Here is a 26,952-nt window from a genome sequence, read left to right as displayed (position 1 = left end):
GTCAGAACACCCTTTTACCCTGACGCCAGACGTGGTCGATATGAATGTGATCGCCTTTACGGTGCGCCAGCACCAGATCGGCGCGCCTGCCTTCGGCGATGATGCCGCGATCGTCGAGATTCAGCGCGCGCGCCGGGTTGCGTGTCACCAGGCGCATTGCCTGCGGCAGCGTAAATGTGTTGGCCTCGTCGTCCGCCACGCGGAATGCCGCGTCGAGCAGGCTGGCGGGGTAATAGTCGGAGGAGAGGATATCCAGCAACCCCAGTTCTGCCAGCTTATGCGCCGCCACGTTGCCGGAGTGCGAACCGCCGCGCACAATGTTGGGCGCGCCCATCAGTACGTTCATCCCATGCTTGCGTGACGCCTCTGCCGCCTCGAACGTGGTGGGAAATTCGGCGATCACGCTGCCAAGCTGATGCGATTCCAGCACATGATCGGGCGTTGCGTCATCGTGGCTCGCCAGCGCGAGATGACGTTCGCGGCACATCTGCGCGATGGCGGCGCGGTTCGGCTGCGACCAGCGCGCCGCAAGCTGAAGCTGTTCCTCTTCGTAGTGGGCCATCTGCTCATCATTGAGTGAATATTTGCCCTGATAGTATTCACGGTACTTCTCGCGGTTAGCGAACTGGCGCTGACCCGGCGAGTGATCCATCAGCGAGACCAGCGTTACCGGCTCGCGATCCACCAGCTTTTCGAACAGCGGCAGGGTGGTGTGATGGGGCAATTCACAGCGCAGATGCAGACGGTGTTCGGCGCGGTTAACGCCGCGTTTCTGCGTCTCTTCGACGGCATTGATCATCTTTTCCAGATTTTCCAGGCGATCGCCGCCGTCGCGGACATCGCCAATCGCAACGGCATCCAGCACGGTGGTGATACCGCTGGCGACCATCAGCGCGTCGTGGCTGCTCATGGCGGAATGAGCGGGCCAGTCCACCTTCGGGCGCGGGGTGAAGAATTTGTCGAGATTATCGGTATGCAGCTCAATTAAACCCGGCAGCAGCCAGCCGCCTTCGCCATCCAGCGCCTCGGGGTGACGGCTCTGACTTTCCGCAAAGGCGCGGATAATCCCATCCTGCATTTCCAGCGATCCCTGCACCACTTCGTCTTCCAGCACCAGCTTTACGTTGTTGATAATCATGATGTGGTTCCCATCAGATGCAAACGATCCGCTACGCGATCGCGTACGGTTTGATCGTGAAAAATGCCGACAATCGCCGCGCCGCGCGCTTTGGCTTCTTCAATCAGCGCGACCACGGCGGCGCTGTTTTTGGCGTCCAGCGAGGCGGTGGGTTCATCAAGCAGCAGGATCGGGTAATCGACGATAAACCCGCGCGCGATATTCACGCGCTGCTGCTCGCCGCCGGAAAAGGTGGAGGGAGCGAGATGCCATAGCCGTTCCGGGACGTTCAGGCGCGTCAGCAGATTCGCGGCTTTCGCGGCGCACGTTTCGCGGGCGACGCCCAGATCCAGCAGCGGCTGCATCACCACATCCAGCGCGGAGATCCGGGGGATCACGCGCAGAAACTGGCTCACCCAGCCGATCGTCGAGCGACGCACTTCCAGCACCTTGCGCGCCGGGGCCTGCACCAGATCGATCCACTCATCGCTATGACGAATGTGGATGTGCCCTTCGTCCGGCAGATAGTTGGCATATAGCGAGCGCAACAGCGTCGATTTACCGCTCCCGGAGTGGCCGTGCAGCACCACGCATTCACCGTTTTGTACCTCCAGAGAGGCGTTTTGCAGCACCGGCAGGCGCACGCCATTTTGCTGGTGCAACACAAAGGTTTTACTGACGTTTTCTACGCGAATCATTTTGGCCTCTTAATTCTGATTGCCGGATGGCGGCTTCGCCTTATCCGGCCTACAGGTGCGCTTTTTGTAGGCCGGGTAAGCAAAGCGCCACCCGGCAAAACAAAAAATCAGCAAAACAAAAAATCAGTTCTGCAATACCGACGACACCAGCAACTGGGTATAAGGGTGGTGTGGATCGTCGAGCACGCGGTCGGTTAATCCACTTTCCACCACCTGACCCTGCTTCATTACCAGCAGACGATCTGCTAACAGGCGCGCCACGCCCAAATCGTGGGTGACAATCACCACAGCCAGATCCAGTTCCACCACCAGGCCGCGCAGCAGGTCCAGCAGCTTTGCCTGTACGGAAACGTCCAGCCCGCCGGTGGGTTCGTCCATAAACACCAGCTTCGGGTGAGTGACCAGGTTGCGGGCGATCTGCAAACGCTGCTGCATCCCGCCGGAAAAAGTGGTCGGCAGGTCGTCGATGCGCGAGGCCGGAATTTCCACCTCCTCCAGCCAGCGCTTCGCCGTGGCGCGAATTTCACCATAGTGACGCGCGCCGGTGGCCATCAGGCGTTCGCCGATATTGCCGCCCGCCGAGACCTGGCGGCGCAGTCCGTCCATCGGATGCTGATGCACCACGCCCCATTCCGTGCGCAGCAGGCGGCGGCGGTCGGCTTCGCTCATGCCGTACAGCGAACGGTTCTGGTACAAAATGTCGCCGGACTGCGGCGTCAGGCGCGAGGAGATCGATTTCAGCAGGGTGGTTTTGCCGGAACCGGACTCCCCGACAATGCCCAGCACTTCACCAGGCCACAGGTCAAAAGAAACATCGCTGAAGCCTTTGCCCGGCGCGTAGAGATGGGTCAGGTTATTGACTGAAAGCAGCGGTTGCGTCATTTGCTGAGTGCCTCGCTCTGTTGGCGGCAATAATCGGTGTCGGAGCAGACAAACATCCGTTTGCCGGTGTCATCCAGCACCACTTCGTCGAGATAGCTGTGCGTCGAACCGCAGATGGCGCAGGGCTCATCCCAGGTTTGTACGGTGAACGGGTGATCGTCGAAATCGAGGCTTTCCACGTGGGTCCAGGGCGGCACGGCATAGATGCGTTTTTCGCGTCCCGCGCCGAACAGTTGCAGCGCGGGCATCATATTCATCTTCGGGTTGTCGAATTTCGGGATCGGCGACGGGTCCATGACGTAGCGGTCATTGACCTTCACCGGGTAGGCGTAGGTGGTGGCGATATGGCCGAAGCGGGCGATATCTTCGTACAGCTTCACCTGCATGACGCCGTACTCTTCCAGCGCGTGCATGGTGCGGGTTTCGGTTTCGCGCGGTTCGATAAAACGCAGCGGTTCAGGGATCGGCACCTGGAAGATAATGATCTGATCTTCGGTCAACGGCGTTTCCGGGATCCGGTGACGGGTCTGGATCAGCGTCGCGTCTTCGGTGCGTTCGGTGGTGTTCACGCCGGTTACGCGCTTAAAGAAGTTGCGGATCGACACGGCGTTGGTGGTGTCATCCGCCCCCTGGTCGATCACTTTCAGAATGTCCGGCTCGCCAATCACGCTGGCGGTAAGCTGAATGCCGCCCGTTCCCCAGCCGTAGGGCATCGGCATTTCACGCCCGCCGAACGGCACCTGATAACCGGGGATCGCCACCGCTTTTAAAATAGCGCGGCGGATCATGCGCTTGGTTTGCTCGTCGAGATAAGCAAAGTTGTAGCCGGAGAGGTTAGTCGTCACGGGCGGCCTCCTGTTGCAGGCGTTTGAGCAGTTCCAGTTCAGCCTGGAAATCGACGTAGTGGGGGAGTTTGAGGTGCGAAACAAAACCCGCCGCCTCGACGTTATCCGCATGCGCCAGCACGAACTCTTCGTCCTGCGCCGGTCCCGTGACCGTTTCATCGTATTCGGGTGCCTGTAGGGCTCTTTCCACCAGCGCCATCGCCATTGCTTTACGTTCGCTCATGCCAAACACCAGTCCGTAGCCGCGGGTAAAGTGCGGCGCGTCGTTTTCCGGTGCGACAAAACCGTTGACCATTTCGCATTCCGTCATCAGCAGTTCGCCGACGTTCACGGCAAATCCCAGCTCTTCCGGCACCGTTTCCAGCCCGACGTAGCCGCTGCGGATCTCACCGGCAAACGGGTGGTTGCGCCCGTAGCCGCGTTGCGTGGAATACGCCAGCGCCAGCAGATACCCTTCGTCGCCGCGCATCAGCTGTTGCAGGCGTGAGGAGCGCGAACAAGGGTAAACTGGCGGCGTGCGGGTGATGTCATCCGGCATGGCGCCGCTGTCTTCTTCACGCTTCGCCAGCCCCTGGTTCGCCAGCAGAGAAAAAACGTGCGGCGCGGCGTCCTGCATGGCGTCAGCGGTACGCAACGGCGGCGTTTCGCCGTTCGCCAGCAGGGTAAAATCGAGCAGGCGATGGGTGTAATCGTAGGTCGGCCCCAGCAACTGCCCGCCGGGAATATCCTTGTAGACGGCGGAGATACGGCGCTCTAAACGCATCTCTGCGGTGTTCAGCGGCTCACTGACCGCCAGCTTTGCCAGCGTAGTGCGGTACGCGCGCAGCAGGAAGATGGCTTCGATGTTATCGCCGCTGGCCTGTTTTAAGGCGAGCGCGGCCAGTTCACGGTCGGCGATGCCTCCTTCGGTCATCACGCGATCCACGGCCAGGTTCAACTGTTGCTCGATTTGCGCCACGCTCAGCTCGGCGAGGGTGTCGTCGCCCCGGCGTCGGTTTTCCTGCAACGCGTGGGCGTTGGCTATCGCCTTTTCGCCCCCTTTGACGGCTACGTACATCAGCACACCTCCACATGGGTGGTTCGCGGAATCGCCAGCAGTCGCTCGCCGCAGGTGAGGATGAGATCGACCCCCAGCGGGAACGGGTGCGGGCGCTCAGTCAGTTCATGGATGAGGCACTCCGGCAGCTGCGGGGCAATCATGCGTTCTTCGGCGATACCCGCCCCGGTCAGGCGCAGCATACGTCCACCGCTCAGGCTGGCGACCTGGACTATCAGGGTGGCGCTGGTTTCCGGCGCGACGGCGCTTCCGGCGGAAAGGGCGTTTAGCTGCTCGCTGCTGATGCGTTCATCGGCGACGGCAAAGGCGGCCTGCTGCGGCTGTTCAACCAGCGGCGCGCTGGTGTGAAAGCGCAGGTTCTGACTGGCAATGTCGTTGTTGATGGACGGCGCGAGCCATACCGGGGTGTCGCCGTCGACCAGAGTGAGCAATACGCTGGTGGTGGCCAGATTCAGCGGCTGCCAGCCGTGTTTCAGTTGATGCAGGGCGACAATCACCCCCGGCTCGCTCATCGCCTTCAGCAGGCGACGAAAACTCTGTTGCGCGTCCTGAACGGGCAGGGTAAAGGCGGTTTGTAGGGTCATGCGTTATCTCCGCGTACCAGCGTAAAGAAGTCGACCCGGCTGGCGTTTACTTCGGCGCGGCGAGCGGTAATGTGTGCGTCGCGTTCCGCCTCCAGCGGGGCAATTAAGGTTTCCATTAAGGTCTGGAAGTGAGTGTGCTCCTGCAACAGCGCGTCGATGACGGCGCACTGCTCGGCGTGGTGTTTGTTGCGCCCCAGCAGGTAGCTGTAGCCCAGCGTGCCGCTCTTAAGACGCACCACCGCACGGGTCAGCGTGGTATCTCCGGCGAAAAAGCGGTTGCCGGTGCCGCCCATGCGGGCCTGAATCTGCATCAGCCCGGTTTCCGGGGCGCGAATCAGTTCGTATTCCGGCGTGAGTTTCAGCGCCTGCATTTTCACGTTAAGCGCGTCGGCGTTGCTGTAAGCCAGCGCGCGCATCCAGCGCTGGCGAGTGGCGGTATCGAAGTGCATTCCGTCAGTGCTCCATAGTGAATTCGATCATGTCGGCGCGGGTCAGGCTGACGGAGTACTCCGTCGCGTTTTCCTCGCCGTCACGGTGGTTCAGCGTGCGCACGCACAGCAGCGGCGCCATATTGGGAATTTCCAGCACCTTGCTCTCTTTGGCCTGCGCACGGCGGGCGCTGATGCGCGTCTGGGTGCGCTGTAGCGCCAGACCGCACTGCTCGCGCAGGTAGTCATGCAGCGAACCGTGGTTAAAGCCCTGCAACAGCGGCCAGAGGGCGAGGTCGGAAAAGTAATGGTCGATCAGGCACAGGGCGATGCCATTTACCCGGCGCAGGGTGCGCAGGTGGATGACGTTATCGCCCTCTTTGACGCTCAGCGCATCGGCGATGTGGCTGGATGCCGGGCGCAGCACCGCCAGCAGTTTTTCGCTGGTGGGATGACTGCCTTGTTCCAGCAGATTCTGGCTAAAGCGCGCCTGGGCATTGAGCGGGTAATCGAACGGGCGCATCAGCACCAGTACGCCGACGCCCTGGCGACGCTGCACCCAACCGCGCTCCACGAGCTGGTCGATGGCGCGGCGCAGCGTGTGGCGGTTCACCTCATAGCGGGCGGCAAGCTGATGTTCCGCCGGAAGGTAATCGCCGCAGCGGTAATGCTGGCGAAGCTCCTGCTCAAGTCTCGCGGCAATCTCCTGATAGCGCGTTGGGTAACTGGTCGGATGTGTAGACAAGTGCATAGCCATCAATGCCTCGCTAATCAGATAAAGTGCTTACGCAAACGCTGGGAGAGGAAATCCAGCAGGCTGACGGTAATGATGATTAACACCATCAGGGCGCAGGTCTGCGGGAACTGAAAGCCGCGAATCGCTTCCCACAGCGTGACGCCGATGCCGCCTGCGCCCACCATGCCGACCACCGTGGCGGAGCGGACGTTGGACTCAAAACGGTACAGCGAGTAGGAGATGAGCAGCGGCATAACCTGCGGCAGCACGCCGTAGAGGATCTCTTCAATTTTGTTGGCGCCGGTGGCGCGAATGCCTTCAACCGGGCCGGGTTCAATGGCTTCCACCGCTTCAGAAAGCAGCTTAGAGAGCACGCCGGTGGTGTGGATAAACAGCGCCATTACCCCGGCAAACGGCCCGAGACCAACGGCGACCACGAACAGCATGGCGAAAACCATTTCGTTAATCGCGCGGCAGGCGTCCATCAGGCGACGCATCGGCTGGTAAATCCACCACGGCACGAGGTTATCGGCGCACATCAGGCCGCAGGGAATTGACAGAATGACCGCCAGCGCAGTGCCCCAGACGGCGATTTGCAGGGTGACGGCCATTTCGCCCAGATAGTGCTGCCACTGGCTGAAGTCCGGCGGGAAGAAGTCGGCGGCGAAGGTCGCCATGTTGCCGGAATCCTGAATTAGCGTGAGTGGGGCCATTTCGGCGCCCTTCCACGAAACGACCAGGACGGCGAGAAGGATGGCCCAGCTCAGGAGCGAGAACCAGCTACGCTTTGGCGGGGCGACGGTGATGCTTTGCATGTTTAGCTCCGTGCGTCGTTTATTGCCGGATGGCGGCGCAAGCGCCTTATCTGGCCTACAGAACATCGTAGGCCCGGTAAGCGAAGCGCCACCGGGCCTCAGGTTTACTGCACCGCTTTGGTGACGCTGGTCATCGCGCCCAGCGCGGCGGTCAGGCGGTCGAGATCGTCCAGCTGCGCTTTAATCGCGGAGGTTTTGCTGGTTTTTTCGCTCTCGTTCAGCCCTTTGTTGTCCTTCACGCCCTGCATTTCTTTAAACAGCGCCAGCTGGCGAATCGGCACCAGTTGCAGGTCGCTGGAGGGGCGGAATGGCGCCCAGCCCAGGCGTTCCAGCACGGTTTTCTCTTCCGCTGTTTTGCCGTAATTCATAAAGAAGTCGTACACCTTGTCCTTGGTGGTTTCGGAGAGATTTTTACGCCAGACGATCGGATCGCCCGGGATCAGCGGCGACTTCCAGACAACCTTCAGTGCTTTCAGCTTGTCTGGCGCGGAGGTTTTCAGTTTGTCGAGGTTTTCGGTGTTATTGGTTGCGACATCCACCTGCTTGTTGGCGACGGCCAGCGCGTTGGTTTCGTGGCTGGCGTTAACGGTGCGTTTGAAGTCGCTGGCGGAGATGCCGTTTTTGGCGAAGACGTAATAACCGGGGACGAGGAAGCCAGAGGTGGAGTTCGGATCGCCATTGCCGAAGGTGAGATCTTTACGTTTGGCGATCAGATCGTCCAGGTTATTGATCGGGCTGTCTTTGTTGACGATCAGCACGCTCCAGTAGCCCGGCGATCCATCTGCGGCGACGGTCTGGGCAAATACCTGACCGTTAGCGCGATCCACGGCTTCCATCGCCGAGAGGTTGCCGTACCAGGCGATATCCACTTTGTTGAAGCGCATTCCCTGAATGATGCCCGCATAGTCAGGCGCGAAGAAGGCGTTCACTTTGACGCCCAGTTTCTTTTCCATGTCCTTCAGGAACGGGTCCCACTGCGGCTTCAGGTTTTGCTGTGATTCGGTCGAAATAATGCCAAAGTTCAGTGCTTTTTCCTGTTCTTCCGCATGTGCCGGGCTTAACAAGGTGCTGATGCTGAACATGCTGGTGAACGCCAGCGCGGCAACGGCTTTGTAGCTCATTTCCATTCCTCATTGTGGGGATGTTAAGCAGCCTGCGCGTTCTGTTCGACGCGGTTCATGCTGCGGTAGAGATGGTCAAAACGATCGTTATCAAAGTGCTGGCTGCTGCCGTCATAGAACACATGCCCCTGACGCAGCGCCACAATGCGTTCGCAGTAGCGCAGGGCGTAATCCACCTGATGCAGCGTGACGACCACGGTGATGCCGTCGGTCTGGTTAATGTCGCGCAGGGTGTCCATCACAATGCGCGCCGACTCCGGGTCCAGCGAGGCGATCGGCTCATCGGCGAGGATCACTTTCGCCTGCTGCATCAATGCCCTGGCGATAGCAACGCGCTGCTGCTGTCCGCCGGAAAGCGTCGATACGCGCTGATGCGCGAAGTGCGCCATCCCGACGCGGGTCAGCGCCTGTAGTGCGCGCTGCTTCTGCGCCTGGGTGAACCAGCTAAAACAGGTACGCCAGAACGGCGTGCTGCCGAGCGCGCCAATCAGCACGTTCTCCAGTACGGTCAGACGGTTCACGAGGTTGAACTGCTGGAAGATGTAGCCGGTGTGAGCGCGGCTTTTGCGGATGTCCCGCGCCAGTTTGCCTTCACGCTGTACCGTGCGGCCCAGCAGCTCGACATGGCAGCCCGGCGCTTTATCTCCGGTAATCAAACCACTTAAGTGACGTAAAAGGGTGGATTTGCCGGAACCGGAAGGCCCAAGCAGAGCCACCATCTCACCGGAAGAGATGTTCAGATCAACCGCATGCAGCGCCTGATGCTGATTGAACGTTTTGGAGAGTTTCTCGACGCGAATAACCGTTTGCATGATGCGGCCTCCCTAAAAAAGTGGCCCCATCGTGGCGGATTAATGTGACGTTTTAGTTAAGGGATGGTTACTTGACGATGAAGAATTGAAGGGGCTTCGATGACAGCACGGGAGGGCGCGCCTCCCGTCGGTTTACTCTGTCGGCTGCGGCTGTTTTACCACATTGATCATCCACGGTACGCCATATTGATCGGTCACTTTCCCGAAACCGTGCGCCCAGAAGGTTTCCTGCCAGTCCATTTCGATTTGTCCCTGTGCGGCCAGGTTATCAAACCAGCGTTTCCCTTCGGCAACATCCTGCGTGTCGAGCACCAGCGTAAAGCCGGAGTAACTCGCGTTACCCGACGCGACGGCGTCGCTCATCATGATATCGCTGCCTGCAATGCGCACGTTGGCGTGGGCGATGGAGGTATCAGGGAATTGCATGCCTGACGGGCAACCGTCTTCGCTGCCCTGCTCTGGCGGGGGCATTTCACCAAAGGTGATTTTATAGAGGAGTTCCGCGCCTAACGTTTTGTGGTAGTACGCGATAGCGTCGGCACAGTGACCGGCAAAAGAGATGTAGGGACTTAACGGCATAATCGTGACCTCAGGTAAGAGAAGCCAGTTAAGTGTAGTTATCGTAGGCCCGGTAAGCGAAGCGCCACCGGGCAATAAATGCCAGATGGTGGCGTAAACGCCTTACCGGGCCTGGAAAAATCAGTTCTTTTTCACGAACTCAGATTTCAGCTTCATCGGGCCAAAGCCATCGATCTTGCAATCAATGTTGTGGTCGCCTTCAACCAGACGGATGTTCTTCACTTTGGTGCCAATTTTCAGCATGGAAGAACTGCCTTTTACTTTCAGATCCTTAACAACGGTCACGCTGTCGCCGTCTGCCAGCAGGTTGCCGTTGGCATCTTTTACGATCAGCTCGTCGCTGTCCTGTGCCGGTTCTGCGTCGTTCCATTCATGGGCGCATTCCGGGCAGATGAACATGCCGTTATCTTCGTAGGTATATTCGGAGTTGCATTGTGGGCAATGGGGTAATGACATGTCGATTTCCTCAAAAAAGTCAGCAGGGGCAAAAGCGCCCAAAAAATGGCAGATTGCCGAAAAAGGCCGCAATTATACACAAAATCCTTAACGTTGTCGGGACTACTCGCAATTTAAGGATACGACAACCTGTGGCTGAAGGTTGCCGCCAGGGTAAGAAAAATGTCATGACTATTTTTTTAAGGGAAATTGCTACGTTTTACTATTTAAGATAAGGTGAGAGGAACGACCAGACGCGTTATAAATCTTTATCCCTCTTACTTTTACACAGTAAGAGAGACAGGTGTGGTTGATAAAAATATCTCTAATATTAACAATAAGTTATTTTAATAAAATTATTTCCACACGTAATTATAAAAGCCGAAAAGCAAACAAATAAAATCATCCGGCTAAATAAAAGTAATAAAGTTTGCGTTAAGGAAAGATTTTCCATGTACACACAGACAATATATGAATTAAGCCAGGAAGCGGAAAGATTGTTGCTGCTTTCTCTGGAACATCTCCGGTTATTGCAACAACTGCCTGTGGCTTCGCTGGATGGCGTCGCTCAGGAAGATGGGGAAGGGAATGAAAATACCCGGCCTCAGCATGTTAGCGGGCGTGACGTGGAGGCTCAGCACGGCACGCTCAATAATGAGCTACGTAAAATAACGCGCCTGGAGATGGTGCTGGCGATTGTCGGGACGATGAAGGCTGGGAAGTCGACGACAATTAACGCCATTGTCGGAACCGAAGTCCTGCCCAACCGTAATCGGCCGATGACGGCGTTACCGACGCTGATTCGCCATACGCCAGGGCAGAAAGAGCCGGTGCTGCATTTTTCTCACGTCGCGCCGATTGATACGCTCATGCAAACGCTGCAACAGCGTATGCAGGCGTGCGATCGCCAGCATCTGACCCAGGTGCTGGAAATCGATAAAGACATGAATGCGCTGCTCCAGCGAATTGAAAAGGGCGTGGCTTTTGAGCGTCATTACCTGGGCGCGCAGCCCATCTTCCACTGTCTGAAAAGCCTGAACGATCTGGTGCGCTTGTCAAAAGCGCTGGGGGTCGATTTTCCTTTTGCGGCGTATGCCGCGATTGAACATATTCCGGTGATTGAGGTGGAGTTTGTGCATCTGGCGGGGCTGGAGAACTATCCGGGGCAACTGACGCTACTGGATACGCCCGGCCCTAATGAAGCCGGGCAGCCGCACCTGCAAAAGATGCTTAATGAACAGCTGGCGCGCGCTTCTGCCGTACTGGCGGTGATGGATTACACCCAACTGAAATCCATTTCGGATGAAGAGGTGCGCCAGGCCATTGCGGCGGTGGGGAAATCCGTGCCGCTGTACGCACTGGTGAATAAGTTCGATCAGAAAGACCGCAACAGCGACGATGAAGAACAGGTTCGCGCGCTGATTTCCGGCACGCTGATGAATGGCAGCATTACGCCCGGGCAAATTTTTCCGGTCTCTTCCATGTGGGGGTATCTGGCGAACCGTGCGCGTCACGAACTGCGGGTGCACGGGCGGTTGCCGGATCATCAGGAACAGCGCTGGGTGCAGGATTTTGCCGAGGCGGCGCTCGGCAGGCGCTGGCGGAGCGCCGATCTTGATGATATCGAACATATTCGTCATGCCGCCGATCTGCTGTGGGAAGATTCGCTATTTGAACAGCCCGTACAGCGGCTGATTCACGCCGCTTACGCCAACGCCTCACTGTATGCGCTCCGGTCGGCGTCGCATAAGTTATTGAATTACGCACAGCGCGCGCGTGAATATCTGGATTTTCGCTATCACGGGCTGACGGTGGCGCATGACGCGTTGCAGGTCAATATTTCCCGCGTCGAAGAAGATATGCGACAGCTTCAGGTGAGCCAGGATCGCGTGAGCGATGAGGTCGGCCATGAAGTTGAACGGATGATGGAGGCGGCAAACACGTTCCTGAGCCAGCAGCAGGCCGATATTTTGCACCGCATCGCGCCGCTTTTTCGCGAAGAGAGCGTAGTGGCGTGGCTGCCGCGCGATCCCCTTTCCCCTGAGCAGGAGGCGGTGGTCGAGGGCGAAACGCTGGTGCTGCATAACGAAAGGCAGGCGCAGGTCGTTTTAAGCAAAATGCGTGCGTCATGCGAAGCGGTATTACTGGCGGCGCAGGAGAATATTAGCCGCGATCTGGCGCTGCGCTTCGAACAGCTCGAATCGACGCTAAGCCGGGTGTTAAATGACGCGATGCGGCCAATTGAGGCGCGGGTAAAAGACGATCTGAGCCAGGCGGGGTTCCGGGCGCGAATCAGCTTCCCGACGTTTCATGCCAGTATGTTTAACTTCAATACTCAACCGTTGTTTAGCGAGGCGGTCGCTCAGGAGAACCCGCCGGAAGGCGCCGCGCCTCGCGCGGGCGGCGTGCGCGACACCTTTGCGCGCTGGCTGAATCAACCGAACTGGGGATGGAATGATTATGTGGAAGCCAGGACACGCTATGTCATTGATATAACGGCATTGCATAACACTCTGATCCAGCATGTCAGCCATTTCTTCCAACAAATTCATAAAGCTTTAGATGCCCAGGTCGATGTTTCTGTTACGGCAGGTATGGCGACCTTTTTTGCCGATTTTTCGTTGTGTCTGTCGGGATTGCAGGAGAGCTTGCGCGAGAGTCTGGTGACGCGCCAGCAACATGAACCGGTTGTGAACAGACTGAGCCAACAGTTACAGCACAGTATCTCCGCCACCCGGTGGATTCATGAAGATTCCCGCCTGTTACGTGATGATATCCAGACCCTTTTTGCAGCCGAGCACTCATGACGAACGTGTTACTGGAAGGCCCGGGACGGATGCTGGAATGCATCCACCCGAAGTTTATGGTCGATCTGGTTCAGGGAGAAGAGCCGAAGCGACCTGGCGGCAACCTGCAACAGCAGCAGCGTTTTCGCGAACGCCTGACGCAAGAAATTCTGAGCCAGACGCAGCTTCGCGCCTGGGTCATGGCGGGCGTATTCAATGAGCATCTGATGATGCGTCTTAAGCTGGTGGAAAAACTGGCGGGGATGCTCGATCCCGGCCATCTGGCGCTAACGCGCATTTCCCGGCAATTGACCCTTCTGCAACAGACGGAAAGCCCCAGAGGGCAAGCTATTCCTGGCATCACGCAGCAGTTAGCGGCGCTGAGCGACGGGTTTGCCCGGCGCAGCGAACATAAAGAGAAGGCGCTGACCCGGCGTGGATTGACGGTGCAGGCGGGCGAACACAGCGAGCAGATTTTTACCCGCTGGCGCGCCGGAGCCTATGACGGCTGGTCATTGCCGGGGCGCTGTTTTGTCGCGCTGGAGGAGTTGCGCTGGGGGCCGTTTGGCGATGCCTGTCGGTTGGGCAATATGGAAGTGGTCGCGATGCTGAAAGATAATTTGCGCGCGATGGCTACCGATTATCTGGCGCACAGTATTCACGCCGCGCCCACCACGCGTCATTATTACCATCAGTGGCTTCATTCGCCCGCCGTGGTCGGCGCGGGGGAGCACAATGACATGTTGAGCTGGATTGGCGACTGGTGCGATCCCGATAAACATCCGGTGTGCTGGTCAGTGACCCAGCGCTGGCAGACGGTGGCGTTGGGGATGCCAAGGCTGTGTTCGGCACAGCGCCTGGTGGATGCGATGATTGAGGAGATTTTTGCGCCGTCCCCTCTCGTGGGCTGAGAGGGGACGTATGACGTTTAGTGATGGAGGGATTCCGTTGGGTTTGCCTTCGCGTTGCCCGGCGCCGGGACGTTGCCGAAACGTTTTGCATACAGGGCGGTGATAATCGGAACCAGAATCGCCGTCACAATCACGCTGGCGGCAACCAGCGCCGTGGCGGACGCGGCGACGGGTTCAAACGCCGGGTTAATCTGCGCGATGATCACCGGGTTTGCTACCGCAGCGCCTGCCGCAGAGGAGGCCGCGACGCCCGCAGTGCCGTTACCGCCGCCAATGACGCGGTCTGCGATAATCAACGGGATTCCGGTAATAATGATAACCGCGACACCCAGCAGGATGCCCAGCAGGCCGGTATCGACAATCACGCTCAGGTTAATGGTGTTACCCAGCGCAAAGCCGAAGAACGGGATCAGCACTGGTGTGGCTTTGCTGAAGAATGCGCGCAGGTCGTGGTCCAGGTTGCCTAATGTGAAGCCAATCAGGAACGGCAGCACGGCGCCGACAAAGTGATGCGGTTCGAAAGAGGCGAGGCCTGCGGAACCCAGAATCACCATTGTCATCAGCGGGCCAGATTCCAGAGACATCAGGACGAATGCGCCGGACTCTTCTTTGGTGCCGTACTGGTTCATCAGGCTGGCGTACAGGCCGCCGTTGGTCATGTCCATTGCGGAGACGATCGCCAGTACGGACAAACCGGCGAAGAAGCCGGTTTGAATACCGGTATCCGGGATAAACGAGGCGGCAATCATCGCGACCACCCACGCCACGGCTATTTTAGTAATAACCAGCGTACCCGATTTACGTAATACCGTCCCGGTAGCGCGCAAATCAATCGAGGCGCCAATACAGAAGAACCAGACGGCCAGAATCGGCACGGTGCCGCTGATCATGCCTTTTGTAAATGAACCAAAATAGGCGCCGGTATCCGGGGCCAGGGTATTTAAAATTGCGCCGAGCAGCAGAGGGATCAACATCATCCCGCCAGGGATGCGTTCAATCGTGGCTTTAATTTTCATAAAAGTCCTCACATCTTGTCGCGCGGAACTAACGGACAAGTCGATAAATATTATTTGATTTCAATTTGTTATTTCACAAAGAGAACGGCGGGAAACCCTCTTTCTCCCTGCGTGATACATAATCGAATGTGGCATACGTCTGTTTGTCACAATCCTCAGGGATGTTGCGTCGGGTGTTATCTTGCATTCAGTGGAATATTGATTCAATCAAAATAAAACACTGTTTTAGTTATATTCATCACATATTTTGCGTAAAGGCCAGGGAACGCGATGATTATTAAAAATGCTGTAAATTGTTTGTGAAGAGTTATGGCGGATTTTTTGCTAGCAGCATAATAGTGACGGACGTGATATTTCGAAAAGAATAACGAAATCGCCTCTCATTTATTGTCAATAATGCGCTTTGCTGACAATGTAAAAATACAGATAAAAATGCCCTTATTTACGCTCGCTGACGAAACGGCAATATATGTGTGAAGTTGATCACAAATTTAAACACTGGTAGGGTAAAGAGGTCATTAACCGCCCAATCAGGCGTCAACAGGTTCGGTTGTACAGACCTTGACCAGTCAGTGTAAGTAAACCTGCTACGCTTGTTCTACGAGGAATTGTGCCCGCACGATTCCAACGCTCGACGGTGACGTTAGCGCTTTGTGCGCCAATGAATGCAGTATGTAGCGAGACAGGGCTTAGTCTACGAGGACAGCTATGCTGAAAAGGAAAAAAGTAAAACCGATTACGCTTCGCGATGTGACCATTATTGATGATGGTAAACTGCGTAAAGCGATTACCGCAGCCTCGCTGGGTAATGCGATGGAGTGGTTTGATTTTGGTGTTTATGGGTTTGTCGCCTACGCGTTAGGTAAAGTGTTTTTCCCGGGGGCTGACCCCAGCGTGCAGATGATTGCCGCACTTGCCACCTTCTCCGTTCCCTTCCTGATTCGACCGCTTGGCGGCTTATTCTTCGGTATGCTCGGCGATAAATATGGTCGCCAGAAGATTCTTGCCATCACGATTGTGATTATGTCGATCAGTACGTTCTGTATCGGGTTGATTCCCTCTTATGCCTCTATCGGCATCTGGGCGCCGATACTGTTGCTGCTGTGTAAGATGGCGCAGGGCTTCTCGGTCGGCGGCGAATATACCGGCGCGTCGATCTTTGTCGCCGAATACTCGCCAGACCGTAAACGCGGCTTTATGGGAAGCTGGCTGGACTTCGGCTCCATTGCGGGCTTCGTGCTGGGCGCGGGCGTGGTGGTGCTGATCTCCACCGTTGTCGGCGAGGAGAACTTCCTCGACTGGGGCTGGCGTATTCCGTTCTTCATCGCACTGCCGCTAGGGATCATTGGTCTTTATCTGCGCCATGCGCTGGAAGAGACCCCGGCCTTCCAGCAGCATGTGGATAAGCTGGAGCAGGGCGATCGTGAAGGTTTGCAGGAAGGGCCAAAAGTCTCCTTTAAAGAGATTGCAACCAAACACTGGCGCAGCCTGCTGGCGTGTATCGGCCTGGTGATTGCCACCAACGTGACCTACTACATGCTGCTCACCTATATGCCGAGCTACCTGTCGCATAACCTGCACTACTCGGAAGACCACGGCGTGCTGATTATTATCGCCATCATGATCGGGATGCTGTTTGTGCAGCCGGTGATGGGGCTGCTCAGTGACCGTTTCGGTCGCCGTCCGTTTGTGATTATGGGCAGTATCGCGCTGTTTGCGCTGGCTATTCCGGCCTTTATTCTGATCAACAGTAATATTATCGGCCTGATTTTTGCCGGTCTGCTGATGCTGGCGGTGATCCTGAACTGCTTTACCGGGGTGATGGCCTCTTCTCTGCCAGCGATGTTCCCGACGCACATCCGTTACAGCGCGCTGGCGGCGGCGTTTAATATCTCGGTGCTGATTGCGGGTCTGACGCCGACCCTGGCCGCCTGGCTGGTGGAAAGCTCGCAGAACCTGATGATGCCAGCCTATTACCTGATGGTGATTGCGGTCGTCGGTTTTATTACCGGTATTACCATGAAAGAGACCGCCAACCGTCCGCTGAAAGGGGCGACGCCAGCGGCCTCGGATATCCAGGAAGCGAAAGAAATCCTTGGCGAGCACTACGATAATATCGAGCAGAAAATCGAAGATATCGATCAGGAGATTGAGGAGTTGCAGGCTAAACGTTCGCGGTTAGTGCAGCAGCATCCGCGTATTGACGAGTAAGCTTTAGCGCACCGCCTGATGGCGCTGCGCTTATCAGGCCTACAGACGGCGCAACACCTTTGCCTGATGGCGCTACGCTTATCAGGCCTACAGACGGCGTTTATCAGGTCGACAAATCTTAATGTTCGCTTAATCTTCGTCAGGCATACTCTCCTCCAGACCATCGGAGGAGAGTGTGATGAAAACGCGAATGTATGAAAGTCTGACAACCCTGTTCAGTATGCTGATTGTCAGCAGTTTCCTGTATGTCTGGGTTACGACTTACTGATCTCTTTTCAACAGCACCCACGCGCGGGTTCCCGTCGTTCCCACACGGTTTTGCAAAAAGAATTGCCCGTGGTGCAACTGCGTGATGCGGGAGACAATGCTTAACCCCAGCCCGATACCGCCATAGCGGCTGTCCATGCGGACAAACGCTTCACTTAACTCCCCGCATTTACTTTCATCAATTCCCGGCCCTTCGTCTTCGACGGCCATCATCGCGTCGCTTTCCGCATTATTGAGGATAATGGTGATGGTTGACCCTTTCGGACTGTAGCGGTGCGCATTTTCCACAAGATTACGCAACAGCATACGCAGTAGCGTGGCATCGCCGCGCACGGTGGCGTCTGCTGTGCTTTCCGGCAGTTGCAGCGTCTGCTGGCGTGTTTCCAGCATGGTGTTCAGTTCATCGTAAGAGGGCAGGATCACGTCATCCAGCAGCTTCACCGACTGGTAATTACCGGATGAGAACGACTGCCCCACGCGTGCTAATTGCAGCAGCTGCGAGACGCTGTCCATCATTTGATCAAGACGCGCAATCAACGGCGTGACGTTAACATTGTGCGCTTTCGCCAGCAGTTCCAGATGCAGACGCACGCCCGCCAGCGGCGTGCGTAGCTCGTGGGCGACGTCGGCGGTGAACAGGCGTTCATTCTCCAGCGTCGTAGTCAGGCGAGTGACCAGTTGGTTAAGCGCCGAGACGACGGCTTCAATTTCAATCGTCGAGCTGTGAATGTCGATAGGCGTCAGGTTATCGGCCGTGCGGGCTTCCAGCTCTTTTTGCAGGTCGGCAAGCGGGCGGGTGATGCGCCGGACGGCCTGATAGCAGATCAGCAGCGTCAGGCTGACCATAAACACGGCGGGAACGATCAGGCTGGCGACCGCTTCGCGAACCTCATGCCTGATGTGCCGATCGTTATTCCTGTCCTCCAGCAGCGCCTGCTCGAAAAGCTCAATCTGCTCGGTGCTCTCGTGCCATAGCCAGAAGGTGCTGATCAGTTGCAGCACCAGCAGGATAGAGCCAATGGTCAGCATCAGACGCTGACGAAGGGTCATCGGTCTGTGCAGAAAACGCGTAAGGTTCACTTAGTTTTCCTCAACGGCAACCAGCATATAACCAAACCCGCGCACCGTGCGGATACGTGATTTCCCCACTTTGTCGCGCAGGTTGTGAATATGCACTTCCAGGGTATTGGTTGACGGTTCGTTGTCCCAGTTATAGATGTCGTTATACAAGATTTCACGGTGTACCGGGCTGCCTGCTTTGAGCATCAGCCGCGACAGCAGCGCATACTCTTTGGGCGTTAAGATAAGCTCTTGCCCGGCCAGCCACACCTGACGACGCCCCAGATTCAGCATCAGATTGCCGACGGTCAATTCGCTTTCACCCTGATTGTGATGACGACGCAGCAGCGCGCGAATACGCGCATGTAACTCCTCCAGCGCAAACGGCTTTACCAGATAATCATCCGCCCCGACATCCAGCCCGGTGATGCGGTCGTTGAGCGTGTCGCGGGCGGTGAGGATCAATACCGGAAGGGTGTATTTTTTCTGTCTTATTCGCGTCAGAAAATGCAGACCGTCCTCATCAGGCAACCCAAGATCCAGCACGACCAGGCTGTAATGCCCTGTTTCCAGACAGTGTTCCGCCGCCCGGGCGGTAGAAACGCCGTCGCAGGCGTAACCCTCCGTTTGTGCAGCGAGTATCAGTCCCTGTAATAACAGCGTATCGTCTTCAACAATCAGAATTTTCATTCAGTTAGCCTCCTGCAAGGTTGCAGAATATCGTCTGCGGCCTGGTAGTTCCTGGTCTGTACGCCCGTTAATCCGAGCATGGTTGAGAAAAGGTTGTCCTGCGAGAAATCCTCCTGGGCTGCCCGCTTTTGCAAACATGTCAGGTCTGTCCGGTAACGTTTCTGATAATCCTCCGAGAGCCAGAGGAGCATCGGGATATGCTTTTGCGCATCCGGCGCAATGGCGTATGGCAGCCCATGCAAATAGACGCCATTTTCTCCTAAAGATTCACCGTGGTCGGAAAGATAGACCAGGCTGGTGGTGAATTTATCCTGATGCGCTTTTAATATATTGATTGCCTTATCAACAATATAGTCCACGTACAGTACGGTATTATCGTAAGTATTCACTAACTGTTGCTGCGAACAGGTCTGAATTTCATTGGTGTCGCAGGTCGGGGTAAATTGCGCAAACTGCGGCGGATAACGGTGATAATAGGTCGGGCCGTGGCTGCCGATGGTGTGCAGCACAATGACGCCGTCGCCCTGGAGTTTATCGATGTATTCCTCCAGCCCGTGAAAGAGCACTTCGTCGTAACATTCGCCGTTAATGCACTGACCCGGCAATTTCAGCGCGGTCATATCCTGATGCGGCACGCGATCGCAGGCGCCTTTACAGCCGCCGTCGTTATCGTTCCACAGCACGCTAACTCCGGCTCGCTGAATGATGTCCAGCAACCCTTCCTGATGGTGCGCCAGCCCTTCGTTGTAGTGTTTACGCGGCATACCGGAAAACATGCAGGGAACCGAGATCGCCGTTGCGGTGCCGCAGGAGGTGGTGTGCGGGAAGTAGACCACATTATCCTGCGCCAGACGCGGATTGGTGTGCCGTGAATAGCCAGACAGCGAGAAGTTATCCCCACGCGAGGTTTCGCCGACGATCAGGATGGTCAGATTATGCCGTTTTTCTTTCAGCATCGCGGGGTTGCGATGCGCATCTTCGCCAATGCGTACCAAAGGCAGGTTGGCGAGTCGCTCATGTGAATACCACGACCAACTGGCGACCAGGCTGTTCGACGGGCTGAGAGACTTGATCAGCTCTTTGTTATTGCGAAAAAGCGAGGCGTAATCTTTGTAGAAGCAGGCGGCGACCAGCACGATCAGCAGAAGCGAAGCCAGCACGTTGAGGGCGCGATACGCGCCGCTGCGTAATGTCAGAGAGGTCGGTTTGATTTTGATGCTACAGGCGATTACCGCCGCCAGAAGGCCGCTTAATCCCAGCGTAAGCGCCATTTGCGGCGTGACCAGCGCGAACGTTTCTGCCGGTGTGGTATCCATCATGTTGGCGATCATGGAGCGGTCCATGACGATGCCGTAGGTCATGATGAAGTATTGCGCGGCGGCGCCCGTCAGAATAAAGAGGCAGGCCAGCGGGCGGTTAAGCCACAGGAACGACGCCAGCGTCAGTACGATATTGATGACGCTAAACGCGACAAGCGGCATGGATAAAAACACCAGCACGTTGTGCATTGAATCCAGCGGCAGGGCTTGCATCACCTGCTTGTAGAAAGCGATGTTCAGACAGACGGCGATGTAGAATGAAAGGAGTAACAGCCAGGTAATGTGTCCGAGGGTCGGTCTTTTTAAAACGCGCTTCAGCATTATGGTATGTCCATCAACTAAGTGCGCCGATCCTCGCAAAGCAACATTAAGCCAACCTTAAGTTTTTAAGGTTGTGGGGCGACCTGCGATCGTCGCCACAGGGCTGATAAACGTAGCGCCATCGGGGGGTAAACGGCGTATCCGCCATGCTGTAAATAAAGGGAAAAACGGCCCGATGAGATAACCGGGCCGGGCAGGTTATTTCGCGCAGTTCGCGCACTGTTTGCTGACAATCTGCTGGAAGAAATCGTTGCCTTTGTCATCCACCAGGATAAACGCCGGGAAGTCTTCCACTTCGATTTTCCAGATCGCTTCCATACCCAGTTCCGGGTACTCCACGCACTCCAGATGCTTGATACTCTGCTGCGCCAGCACCGCAGCCGGGCCGCCAATGCTGCCCAGATAGAAGCCGCCGTATTTGTGGCAGGCGTCGGTGACCTGCTGGCTACGGTTGCCTTTCGCCAGCATGATCATGCTGCCGCCGTGAGATTGCAGCAGATCAACGTAGGAGTCCATGCGTCCTGCGGTGGTTGGCCCCAGAGAGCCGGACGGGTAGCCTGCTGGCGTTTTCGCCGGGCCTGCGTAGTAGATGGGGTGATCTTTAATGTACTGCGGCAGACCTTCGCCGGATTCGATGCGCTCTTTCAGCTTCGCATGGGCGATATCGCGACCGACGATGATGGTGCCGCTCAGCGACAGGCGGGTTGATACCGGGTACTGTGAAAGCTGGGCGAGGATCTCTTTCATCGGCCGGTTGAGGTCAACTTTCACCACTTCGCCTTCACCGGCCTGACGCAGGGCTTCCGGGATGTACTGCGCGGGATTGTGTTCCAGTTTTTCGATCCAGATCCCTTCACGGTTGATTTTGGCTTTGATGTTGCGGTCAGCCGAGCAGGAGACGCCCATGCCGACCGGGCAGGACGCGCCGTGACGCGGCAGGCGGATTACCCGGATATCGTGCGCGAAGTATTTACCGCCAAACTGTGCGCCGAGGCCGAGCTTCTGCGCCTCTTCCAGCAGTTCCTGTTCCAGTTGAATATCGCGGAAGGCCTGGCCGTGTTCGTTACCTTCAGTCGGCAGACCGTCGTAATAATGCGCACTGGCCAGCTTCACGGTTTTCAGCGTGCTTTCCGCCGATGTCCCGCCAATCACAAACGCGATGTGGTACGGCGGGCAGGCTGCGGTGCCCAGGGTGCGCATTTTCTCAACGAGGAAGTTTTTCAGCTTGCCGGGCGTTAGCAGCGCTTTGGTTTCCTGATACAGATAGGTTTTGTTCGCCGAGCCGCCGCCTTTTGCCACGCAGAGGAACTTGTATTCGTCGCCATCAACCGTGTAGAGGTCGATTTGCGCGGGCAGGTTGGTGCCAGTGTTGACCTCTTTGTACATATCCAGCGCGGCGTTCTGCGAATAGCGCAGGTTGTCTTCGATATAGGTGTTGAACACGCCTTTGGAGAGCGCGGCTTCATCGCCGCCGCCCGTCCAGACGCGCTGGCCCTTTTTACCGACGATAATCGCCGTGCCGGTATCCTGGCAGGTCGGCAGAACGCCTTTAGCGGCAATTTCGGAGTTGCGTAAAAATTGCAGCGCGACGTACTTATCGTTTTCGCTGGCTTCGGGGTCATGGAGAATGGAGGCGACTTGTTGCTGGTGCTCCGGGCGGAGCATAAAGGAGGCATCGTGGAAGGCTTGCTGGGCCAGGAGCGTCAGGGCCTGTGGCTCAACCTTCAGTATCGACTCTCCTTCAAATTCGCCAACGCTAACGTGATCGGAGGTCAGGAGATAATACTCCGTTTTGTCTTCCCCCATCGGGAAAGGCGCCTGATATATAAATTCTTTATTCGACATATGCTTCCAGCCTTTTTAATTATCCTGAATTATTTGAATTGTATAGATGGCGTGCCGCGCGATAACGGGCGGCACGCAAGGTGCTGTTACAGGAACCCGTACATGGCGGCGAAGATCCAGCCAAATACACAGGAGACGCTTACGCCAATCAAACCGGGCAGAATAAAGCTGTGGTTAATGACGAAGCGACCAATGTGGGTGGTGCCGGAACGGTCGAACTGAATCGCGGCCAGATCGCTCGGGTAGGTCGGCAGAATGTAGTAGCCATAGCACGCTGGTGCTGACGCCACGATGTAAGCCGGGTCTACGCCGATAGCCAGTGCTAACGGAACGATCGCCGCCAGCGCCGCCGCCTGGGAGTTTACAAACTTGGAGACCAGCAGCAGAACAATCGCATAGGCCCACGGATACTCTTTCACCATTTCGCCCAGCACGCTTTCGATTTCAGTCATGTGCGCGCCGAACATGGTTTCCGCCATCCAGGCAATACCGTACACCGCCACAATCGCGATCATACCTGAACGGAAGACTTCATTTTTTGAGATAGAAGCAGGATTGGTTTTTGTCAGGATAATAATCAGCGCGCCGGTCAGCAGCATGAACATCTGAATGACCAGTACCATCGACAGCGGTTTGCCGCCGAAGACCGGACGCAGTTCAGAGAAGGCGCCTAACAGAGCGACAACGGCGATGGCCGACAGGAAGATCCACATGGCCAGCCAGTTGCTTTTCGGCAGTTTTTTATCCAGCAGCGTGGCAGTGTCGCCATACACGTAGTGGTAGTTTTCCGGGACGGAGATGAACTTCTGGAACTCTTCGTCTTTATCCAGATCTTTACCACGGAACCAGCTGAAAATACCGATAGCCAGGATACCCAGCAGGGTCGATGGAATGGTGATGGAGAGCAGGTCAAGGAATTCCAGATGCTTACCGTTAAAGGTGAAGTTACCCAACATCGCGACCAGCGAAACGACCGCCACAGAAACCGGGCTGGCGATGATCCCCATCTGCGCGCCGATAGAACTGGCTGCCATAGGACGTTCCGGGCGAATATTGTTCTTAATCGCGACGTCGTAGATGATGGGCAGAATGGTGTACACCACATGGCCCGTACCGCACAGGATGGTCAGCGTGCAGGTTACAAACGGGGCGACGATGGAGACGTATTTGGGGTTGCGACGCAGCAGCTTCTCGGCAATCTGCAACATCACATCCAGGCCGCCGGAGGCCTGTAGCGTGGCGGAGGCGGCGACCACGGCGATGATAACCAGCATAACGTCGACGGGCGGTTTACCCGGCTGGAGGTGGAAAACAAAGACCAGAATGACCAGACCGATACCGCCTAATAAACCCAGCGCGATACCGCCTTTTCTGGCGCCATAAAACAAACACACTAATATTATGATAAGTTGTATACTAAATAACATTTATCTACCCTCGCGATAAACCTGTTTAATTTTTGATAAATAGATCACAGTCATGTTCTGTTTTTTGTGAATTGTCCTCAGAGCCTGACGAATATTCGCTTTGTCTGTATTGATGATTAATCTCTAAACATGAAATAAGAATTTTTCAGTAAATCATGAGTCATTCTTGGCTTCTGTTTATGGCGTATTCAGAGAACGAAGCTCCCTGGCGATGGGCTGGTTAACAAAGAAGAGCAGGGCAGGTTGTGTGTTTTGTATTCTATGTCACTGAATTTCAGGAACATATCGTCTGCTCACAAAAATAGCGTTATTTTAATTTTTTTTATGTGTCCGGTGAATCCCAGACTACTCCTTTATAGTTAAAAATACACACTCTACGAGTCACATAATACTTAATTAACTTTTGTTACCGTTTTTGAAATTAAAAACAACGTGACGCTTCTGAATAATAAGCTGATGAATTAAAACATATTTGTGTTCATATTTGATCTGGCACAAATTCTCTATTTTTGAAGGTGTAACTTGTGCCTTTGTTATTTTTCATTATTGTAATAATTGTTACCTTTATATAACGCATAATGCGAAGCGGCTTCTTTTCTACTGGCAATATTGCTTAAGTAAAGAATAATGTTCGGCCTGAATACGATAACGGTAAACCGGTCTGCCGGTCACGCCATAATGGATGCTGGTAAACAGAATATGGCAATTGACCAGCCAGATAAGATATTTACGGCAGGAAACGCGGGAAATATTGACCTCATTCGCCAGCTCGTCAGTTGAAAATTCCTGGTCCTGGTGCGCATCGATCCACTGACACAGGGTGCGCAGCGTTTGCGGCGTCAGCCCTTTAGGCAGGCGTCGGGTATCCGGCTCATTGGATGCACTGCCGTGAATCAGCCGATCCAGCTCTGATTGTTCATAATACTGGTGCTTCTCCATCGCCGTTTTCTTTTGCAGCCAGCCGGTCAGCGCCTCTTCAAAGCGGGAAGCCTGAAACGGTTTGATCAAATAATCGACCACGCCGTAATGGAGCGAATCTTTGATGGTGGTGGCGTCGGCGGCGGAGGAGATAACGATGACGTCACATTTGCATCCGGCGCTGTGCAGGACGGGCAGCAGGTCCAGCCCGTTCTCCTTCTGCATGTAAATATCCAGTAAAATCAGATCAATATGGTTTTCGCCATCGAAGATAAACGCTTTTGCTTTCTCCAGCGTAGACGCGGTGCCGCAGCAGTGAAAGCCAGCGATCTGCGCAACATAGCGGCGGTTTAACTCTGCTACCATCGCATCGTCATCGACAATTAAAACATTGATCATATGCTGGTCCTCTCCCCGTCCCAGGGTATTTGAACAAAAAATTGTGTGAAGATCCCGGGTTCCGATTCGACGGTAATATTGCCGCCGATACTCTCAACTTGCTGTTTTACTATCGCCAGACCGACGCCACGCTCCGTTCCTTTTGACGAGACGCCTTTGTCAAAAATTTGCTCTATGCGTTCGGGGTCAATTCCCGGCCCGTCATCGTTGACTTCACAATGCAGCCAGCCATGCCGATAATGCAAGGATACGCTGATTTCACCGCCGGGTTGTTGACCTAGCGCCTCCAGCGCGTTTTCAATTAAATTGCCCAGAATGGTAATCAATACGGTGATTTGATCTTCATTACGGCTGTCCGGTAATCGACTTTCATTGCTAATCACCAGGCTGTGCCCTAAATCGGAGGTGCGATTAATCTTACTGAGCAAAAAGCCTGCGATAACGGGCGACTTTATTTTCCCCAACAGTGAGCCGATCTCTTCCTGATAGTTATTAGCCGTCTTAATAATATAATCTTCAAGCTGCTTATAACTCTTCAGATGCAATAATCCCAGAATGACATGTAATTTGTTCATAAATTCGTGGGATCGTTCACGGAGTGCATCCGCGTAGTTGACCATTCCGTCCAGACGCTGCATGAGCTGGCGGACTTCTGTTTTGTCCCTGAACGTGGAGATCGCGCCGATGATTTTTCCATTGCTGCGTACCGGAACGGTGTTGATAAGCAGCAGACGATCTTTAACGGTAATCTCTTCATCCCGGCGCGGCGTACCGTCGCGGAGCACGTCGTTCAGATTCACTACCTGCGACCAGGCGTGGCTAAGCGAGGATAAGTGCGCGTCATCCTGCGATTTGCGGTAATCGAGAAGTTCCTGCGCCGCCTGGTTGATTAACGTCACCTCGCCGCCGTCGTCAACGGCGACCACCCCCTCTTTGATGGATTGCAGCATCGCCTGGCGCTGCTCAAACAGCGTGGAAATTTCATACGGCTCCAGGCCGAACAGGATGCGTTTGAGCACCTTCACCAGCACGTAAGTGCCCAGCAGCCCCACCAGCGCGCCGAACAGAATCGACCAGATGATGCTCCAGCGGCTGTTGTTGATCTGCTCCGTTACTCTGCTGAGCTCAAGGCCAATCGCCACGACGCCGATCTGCTGATGATTGTCGTCATAAATGGGCGTGAAAACCCGCAGCGCTTTGGCAAGAAAACCGCGATTGATGGCGACGTTTTCATGCCCCTGTAGCGCCAGCAGGATGTCGTCGCCTTTAAACGGCTGGCCGATTCGCTGCGCTTCCGGGTGCGAATAGCGAATGCTCTTCATATCGGTAATCACGATAAATAACATATCGTTGCGTTTGCGAACCGCCTCGGCGATCGCCTGAATGCCGCTCTCTGTCGGCTTTTGCTTCATACGCTGGCGAATTTCCGGGGAGTCCGCCAGCGTACGGGCGACCGCCAGCGCTTTGTCTGCCAGCGCGTCGCGCGTCATGTGGCTGATCTGTGAGAAATAAATCAGATGGACGACGAGCAGCACGGAGAACAACACGGCGCTGACCATCAATATCACGGTCGTGCCGAGTTTCATCTGGCGTTTTCGTCCAGCGCGGCGTTGCAGAGAATGTTTCATCGCGATCCTGAGATTACACATTGTGTGGGTATTATCCCTGATGGGA

At 55.6% G+C, this 26,952-nt stretch carries 25 protein-coding genes; 4 read left to right on the top strand and 21 right to left on the bottom strand.

Going from position 1 to position 26,952, the window contains the following annotated elements:
- Window position 1 precedes the first annotated feature (1 nt).
- The 13 genes from phnM to OGW17_RS03080 form a co-directional block, all read right to left on the bottom strand.
- Window positions 2–1,138, bottom strand: a complete 1,137-nt coding sequence (gene phnM / locus OGW17_RS03140; protein WP_012134547.1) for an alpha-D-ribose 1-methylphosphonate 5-triphosphate diphosphatase — start codon at window positions 1,136–1,138, stop codon at window positions 2–4.
- Entirely contained in the window at window positions 1,135–1,815 is a 681-nt protein-coding gene (gene phnL / locus OGW17_RS03135) for a phosphonate C-P lyase system protein PhnL (RefSeq protein ID WP_047459594.1), read from the bottom strand. The genes phnM and phnL overlap by 4 nt, the downstream gene beginning before the upstream one ends.
- Window positions 1,816–1,938: 123 nt before the next feature.
- Window positions 1,939–2,697 carry a phosphonate C-P lyase system protein PhnK gene (gene phnK, locus OGW17_RS03130; RefSeq protein ID WP_047459591.1) on the bottom strand — a complete coding sequence of 253 codons (759 nt, stop codon included), beginning with the start codon at window positions 2,695–2,697 and terminating at the stop codon, window positions 1,939–1,941.
- Window positions 2,694–3,485, bottom strand: a complete 792-nt coding sequence (phnJ, locus tag OGW17_RS03125; RefSeq protein WP_233586378.1) for an alpha-D-ribose 1-methylphosphonate 5-phosphate C-P-lyase PhnJ — start codon at window positions 3,483–3,485, stop codon at window positions 2,694–2,696. The genes phnK and phnJ overlap by 4 nt, the downstream gene beginning before the upstream one ends.
- A gap of 46 nt (window positions 3,486–3,531) precedes the next feature.
- Window positions 3,532–4,599: a carbon-phosphorus lyase complex subunit gene (locus OGW17_RS03120; protein WP_071257254.1), complete on the bottom strand. Its 1,068-nt coding sequence runs from the start codon at window positions 4,597–4,599 to the stop codon at window positions 3,532–3,534.
- On the bottom strand, window positions 4,599–5,183 hold the full coding sequence (gene phnH, locus OGW17_RS03115) for a phosphonate C-P lyase system protein PhnH (protein ID WP_012134542.1): 585 nt from the start codon (window positions 5,181–5,183) through the stop codon (window positions 4,599–4,601). Before phnH ends, OGW17_RS03120 begins: the two co-directional genes overlap by 1 nt.
- Window positions 5,180–5,632 (bottom strand): phosphonate C-P lyase system protein PhnG, encoded by a 453-nt coding sequence (gene phnG / locus OGW17_RS03110; protein WP_012134541.1) that lies wholly within the window; start codon window positions 5,630–5,632, stop codon window positions 5,180–5,182. Before phnG ends, phnH begins: the two co-directional genes overlap by 4 nt.
- Window positions 5,633–5,636: 4 nt before the next feature.
- Complete coding sequence (gene phnF, locus OGW17_RS03105; RefSeq protein WP_024130818.1) at window positions 5,637–6,362, bottom strand: phosphonate metabolism transcriptional regulator PhnF; 726 nt, start codon at window positions 6,360–6,362, stop codon at window positions 5,637–5,639.
- 20 nt (window positions 6,363–6,382) lie between these two features.
- Window positions 6,383–7,162, bottom strand: coding sequence for a phosphonate ABC transporter, permease protein PhnE (phnE, locus tag OGW17_RS03100; protein ID WP_012134539.1), 780 nt, complete (start codon window positions 7,160–7,162; stop codon window positions 6,383–6,385).
- A 104-nt stretch (window positions 7,163–7,266) separates the two neighbouring features.
- Window positions 7,267–8,283 (bottom strand): phosphonate ABC transporter substrate-binding protein, encoded by a 1,017-nt coding sequence (phnD, locus tag OGW17_RS03095; protein ID WP_024130817.1) that lies wholly within the window; start codon window positions 8,281–8,283, stop codon window positions 7,267–7,269.
- Window positions 8,284–8,306: 23 nt separating this feature from the next.
- On the bottom strand, window positions 8,307–9,095 hold the full coding sequence (gene phnC, locus OGW17_RS03090; protein WP_012134537.1) for a phosphonate ABC transporter ATP-binding protein: 789 nt from the start codon (window positions 9,093–9,095) through the stop codon (window positions 8,307–8,309).
- Window positions 9,096–9,227: 132 nt separating this feature from the next.
- Window positions 9,228–9,674 (bottom strand): VOC family metalloprotein YjdN, encoded by a 447-nt coding sequence (gene yjdN, locus OGW17_RS03085; protein ID WP_047459584.1) that lies wholly within the window; start codon window positions 9,672–9,674, stop codon window positions 9,228–9,230.
- 120 nt (window positions 9,675–9,794) lie between these two features.
- Window positions 9,795–10,130, bottom strand: a complete 336-nt coding sequence (locus OGW17_RS03080; protein ID WP_003031835.1) for a zinc ribbon domain-containing protein YjdM — start codon at window positions 10,128–10,130, stop codon at window positions 9,795–9,797.
- 431 nt (window positions 10,131–10,561) lie between these two features.
- Here OGW17_RS03080 and crfC point away from each other — a divergent pair, with 431 nt between their 5' ends.
- Together crfC and OGW17_RS03070 are read left to right on the top strand one after the other, a co-directional pair.
- Window positions 10,562–12,916, top strand: a complete 2,355-nt coding sequence (gene crfC, locus OGW17_RS03075) for a clamp-binding protein CrfC (RefSeq protein ID WP_071257256.1) — start codon at window positions 10,562–10,564, stop codon at window positions 12,914–12,916.
- Entirely contained in the window at window positions 12,913–13,806 is an 894-nt protein-coding gene (locus OGW17_RS03070) for a diguanylate cyclase regulator RdcB family protein (protein WP_071257261.1), read from the top strand. Before crfC ends, OGW17_RS03070 begins: the two co-directional genes overlap by 4 nt.
- Before the next feature lie 17 nt (window positions 13,807–13,823).
- Here OGW17_RS03070 and kdgT read toward each other — a convergent pair whose 3' ends face one another.
- A complete protein-coding gene (gene kdgT, locus OGW17_RS03065) occupies window positions 13,824–14,822 on the bottom strand; it encodes a 2-keto-3-deoxygluconate transporter (protein ID WP_071257264.1) in 999 nt (332 codons plus the stop codon).
- A gap of 708 nt (window positions 14,823–15,530) precedes the next feature.
- Here kdgT and proP point away from each other — a divergent pair.
- Entirely contained in the window at window positions 15,531–17,033 is a 1,503-nt protein-coding gene (proP, locus tag OGW17_RS03060; RefSeq protein WP_012134526.1) for a glycine betaine/L-proline transporter ProP, read from the top strand.
- Between the two features lie 178 nt (window positions 17,034–17,211).
- Window positions 17,212–17,301, top strand: coding sequence for an LpxT activity modulator PmrR (gene pmrR, locus OGW17_RS03055; RefSeq protein ID WP_052194426.1), 90 nt, complete (start codon window positions 17,212–17,214; stop codon window positions 17,299–17,301).
- On the opposite strand, the gene pmrB is transcribed toward pmrR, so the two are convergent.
- From pmrB to OGW17_RS03020, 7 genes are all read right to left on the bottom strand, one after another.
- Window positions 17,295–18,380 (bottom strand): two-component system sensor histidine kinase PmrB, encoded by a 1,086-nt coding sequence (pmrB, locus tag OGW17_RS03050; RefSeq protein ID WP_024130816.1) that lies wholly within the window; start codon window positions 18,378–18,380, stop codon window positions 17,295–17,297. The two genes, pmrR and pmrB, sit on opposite strands and share 7 nt — an antisense overlap.
- Window positions 18,381–19,049: a two-component system response regulator PmrA gene (gene pmrA, locus OGW17_RS03045; protein ID WP_012134524.1), complete on the bottom strand. Its 669-nt coding sequence runs from the start codon at window positions 19,047–19,049 to the stop codon at window positions 18,381–18,383. It lies immediately after the preceding gene.
- Entirely contained in the window at window positions 19,046–20,689 is a 1,644-nt protein-coding gene (gene eptA, locus OGW17_RS03040; RefSeq protein WP_071257267.1) for a phosphoethanolamine transferase EptA, read from the bottom strand. The genes pmrA and eptA overlap by 4 nt, the downstream gene beginning before the upstream one ends.
- Window positions 20,690–20,887: 198 nt before the next feature.
- Window positions 20,888–22,534 (bottom strand): class I fumarate hydratase FumA, encoded by a 1,647-nt coding sequence (gene fumA, locus OGW17_RS03035; protein WP_071257269.1) that lies wholly within the window; start codon window positions 22,532–22,534, stop codon window positions 20,888–20,890.
- A gap of 86 nt (window positions 22,535–22,620) precedes the next feature.
- Window positions 22,621–23,961: an anaerobic C4-dicarboxylate transporter DcuB gene (dcuB, locus tag OGW17_RS03030; protein WP_012134520.1), complete on the bottom strand. Its 1,341-nt coding sequence runs from the start codon at window positions 23,959–23,961 to the stop codon at window positions 22,621–22,623.
- A gap of 597 nt (window positions 23,962–24,558) precedes the next feature.
- Complete coding sequence (gene dcuR / locus OGW17_RS03025; RefSeq protein ID WP_012134518.1) at window positions 24,559–25,278, bottom strand: two-component system response regulator DcuR; 720 nt, start codon at window positions 25,276–25,278, stop codon at window positions 24,559–24,561.
- Window positions 25,275–26,906, bottom strand: a complete 1,632-nt coding sequence (locus OGW17_RS03020; RefSeq protein WP_024130815.1) for a sensor histidine kinase — start codon at window positions 26,904–26,906, stop codon at window positions 25,275–25,277. Before OGW17_RS03020 ends, dcuR begins: the two co-directional genes overlap by 4 nt.
- Window positions 26,907–26,952: the final 46 nt, after the last annotated feature.

It is taken from the genome of Citrobacter sp. CK181 (assembly GCF_030333595.1).
Lineage (GTDB): Bacteria > Pseudomonadota > Gammaproteobacteria > Enterobacterales > Enterobacteriaceae > Citrobacter_B > Citrobacter_B koseri.
The sequence above is the reverse complement of the archived record's forward strand: the minus strand, read 5'-3'. Positions and strand labels throughout refer to the sequence as shown.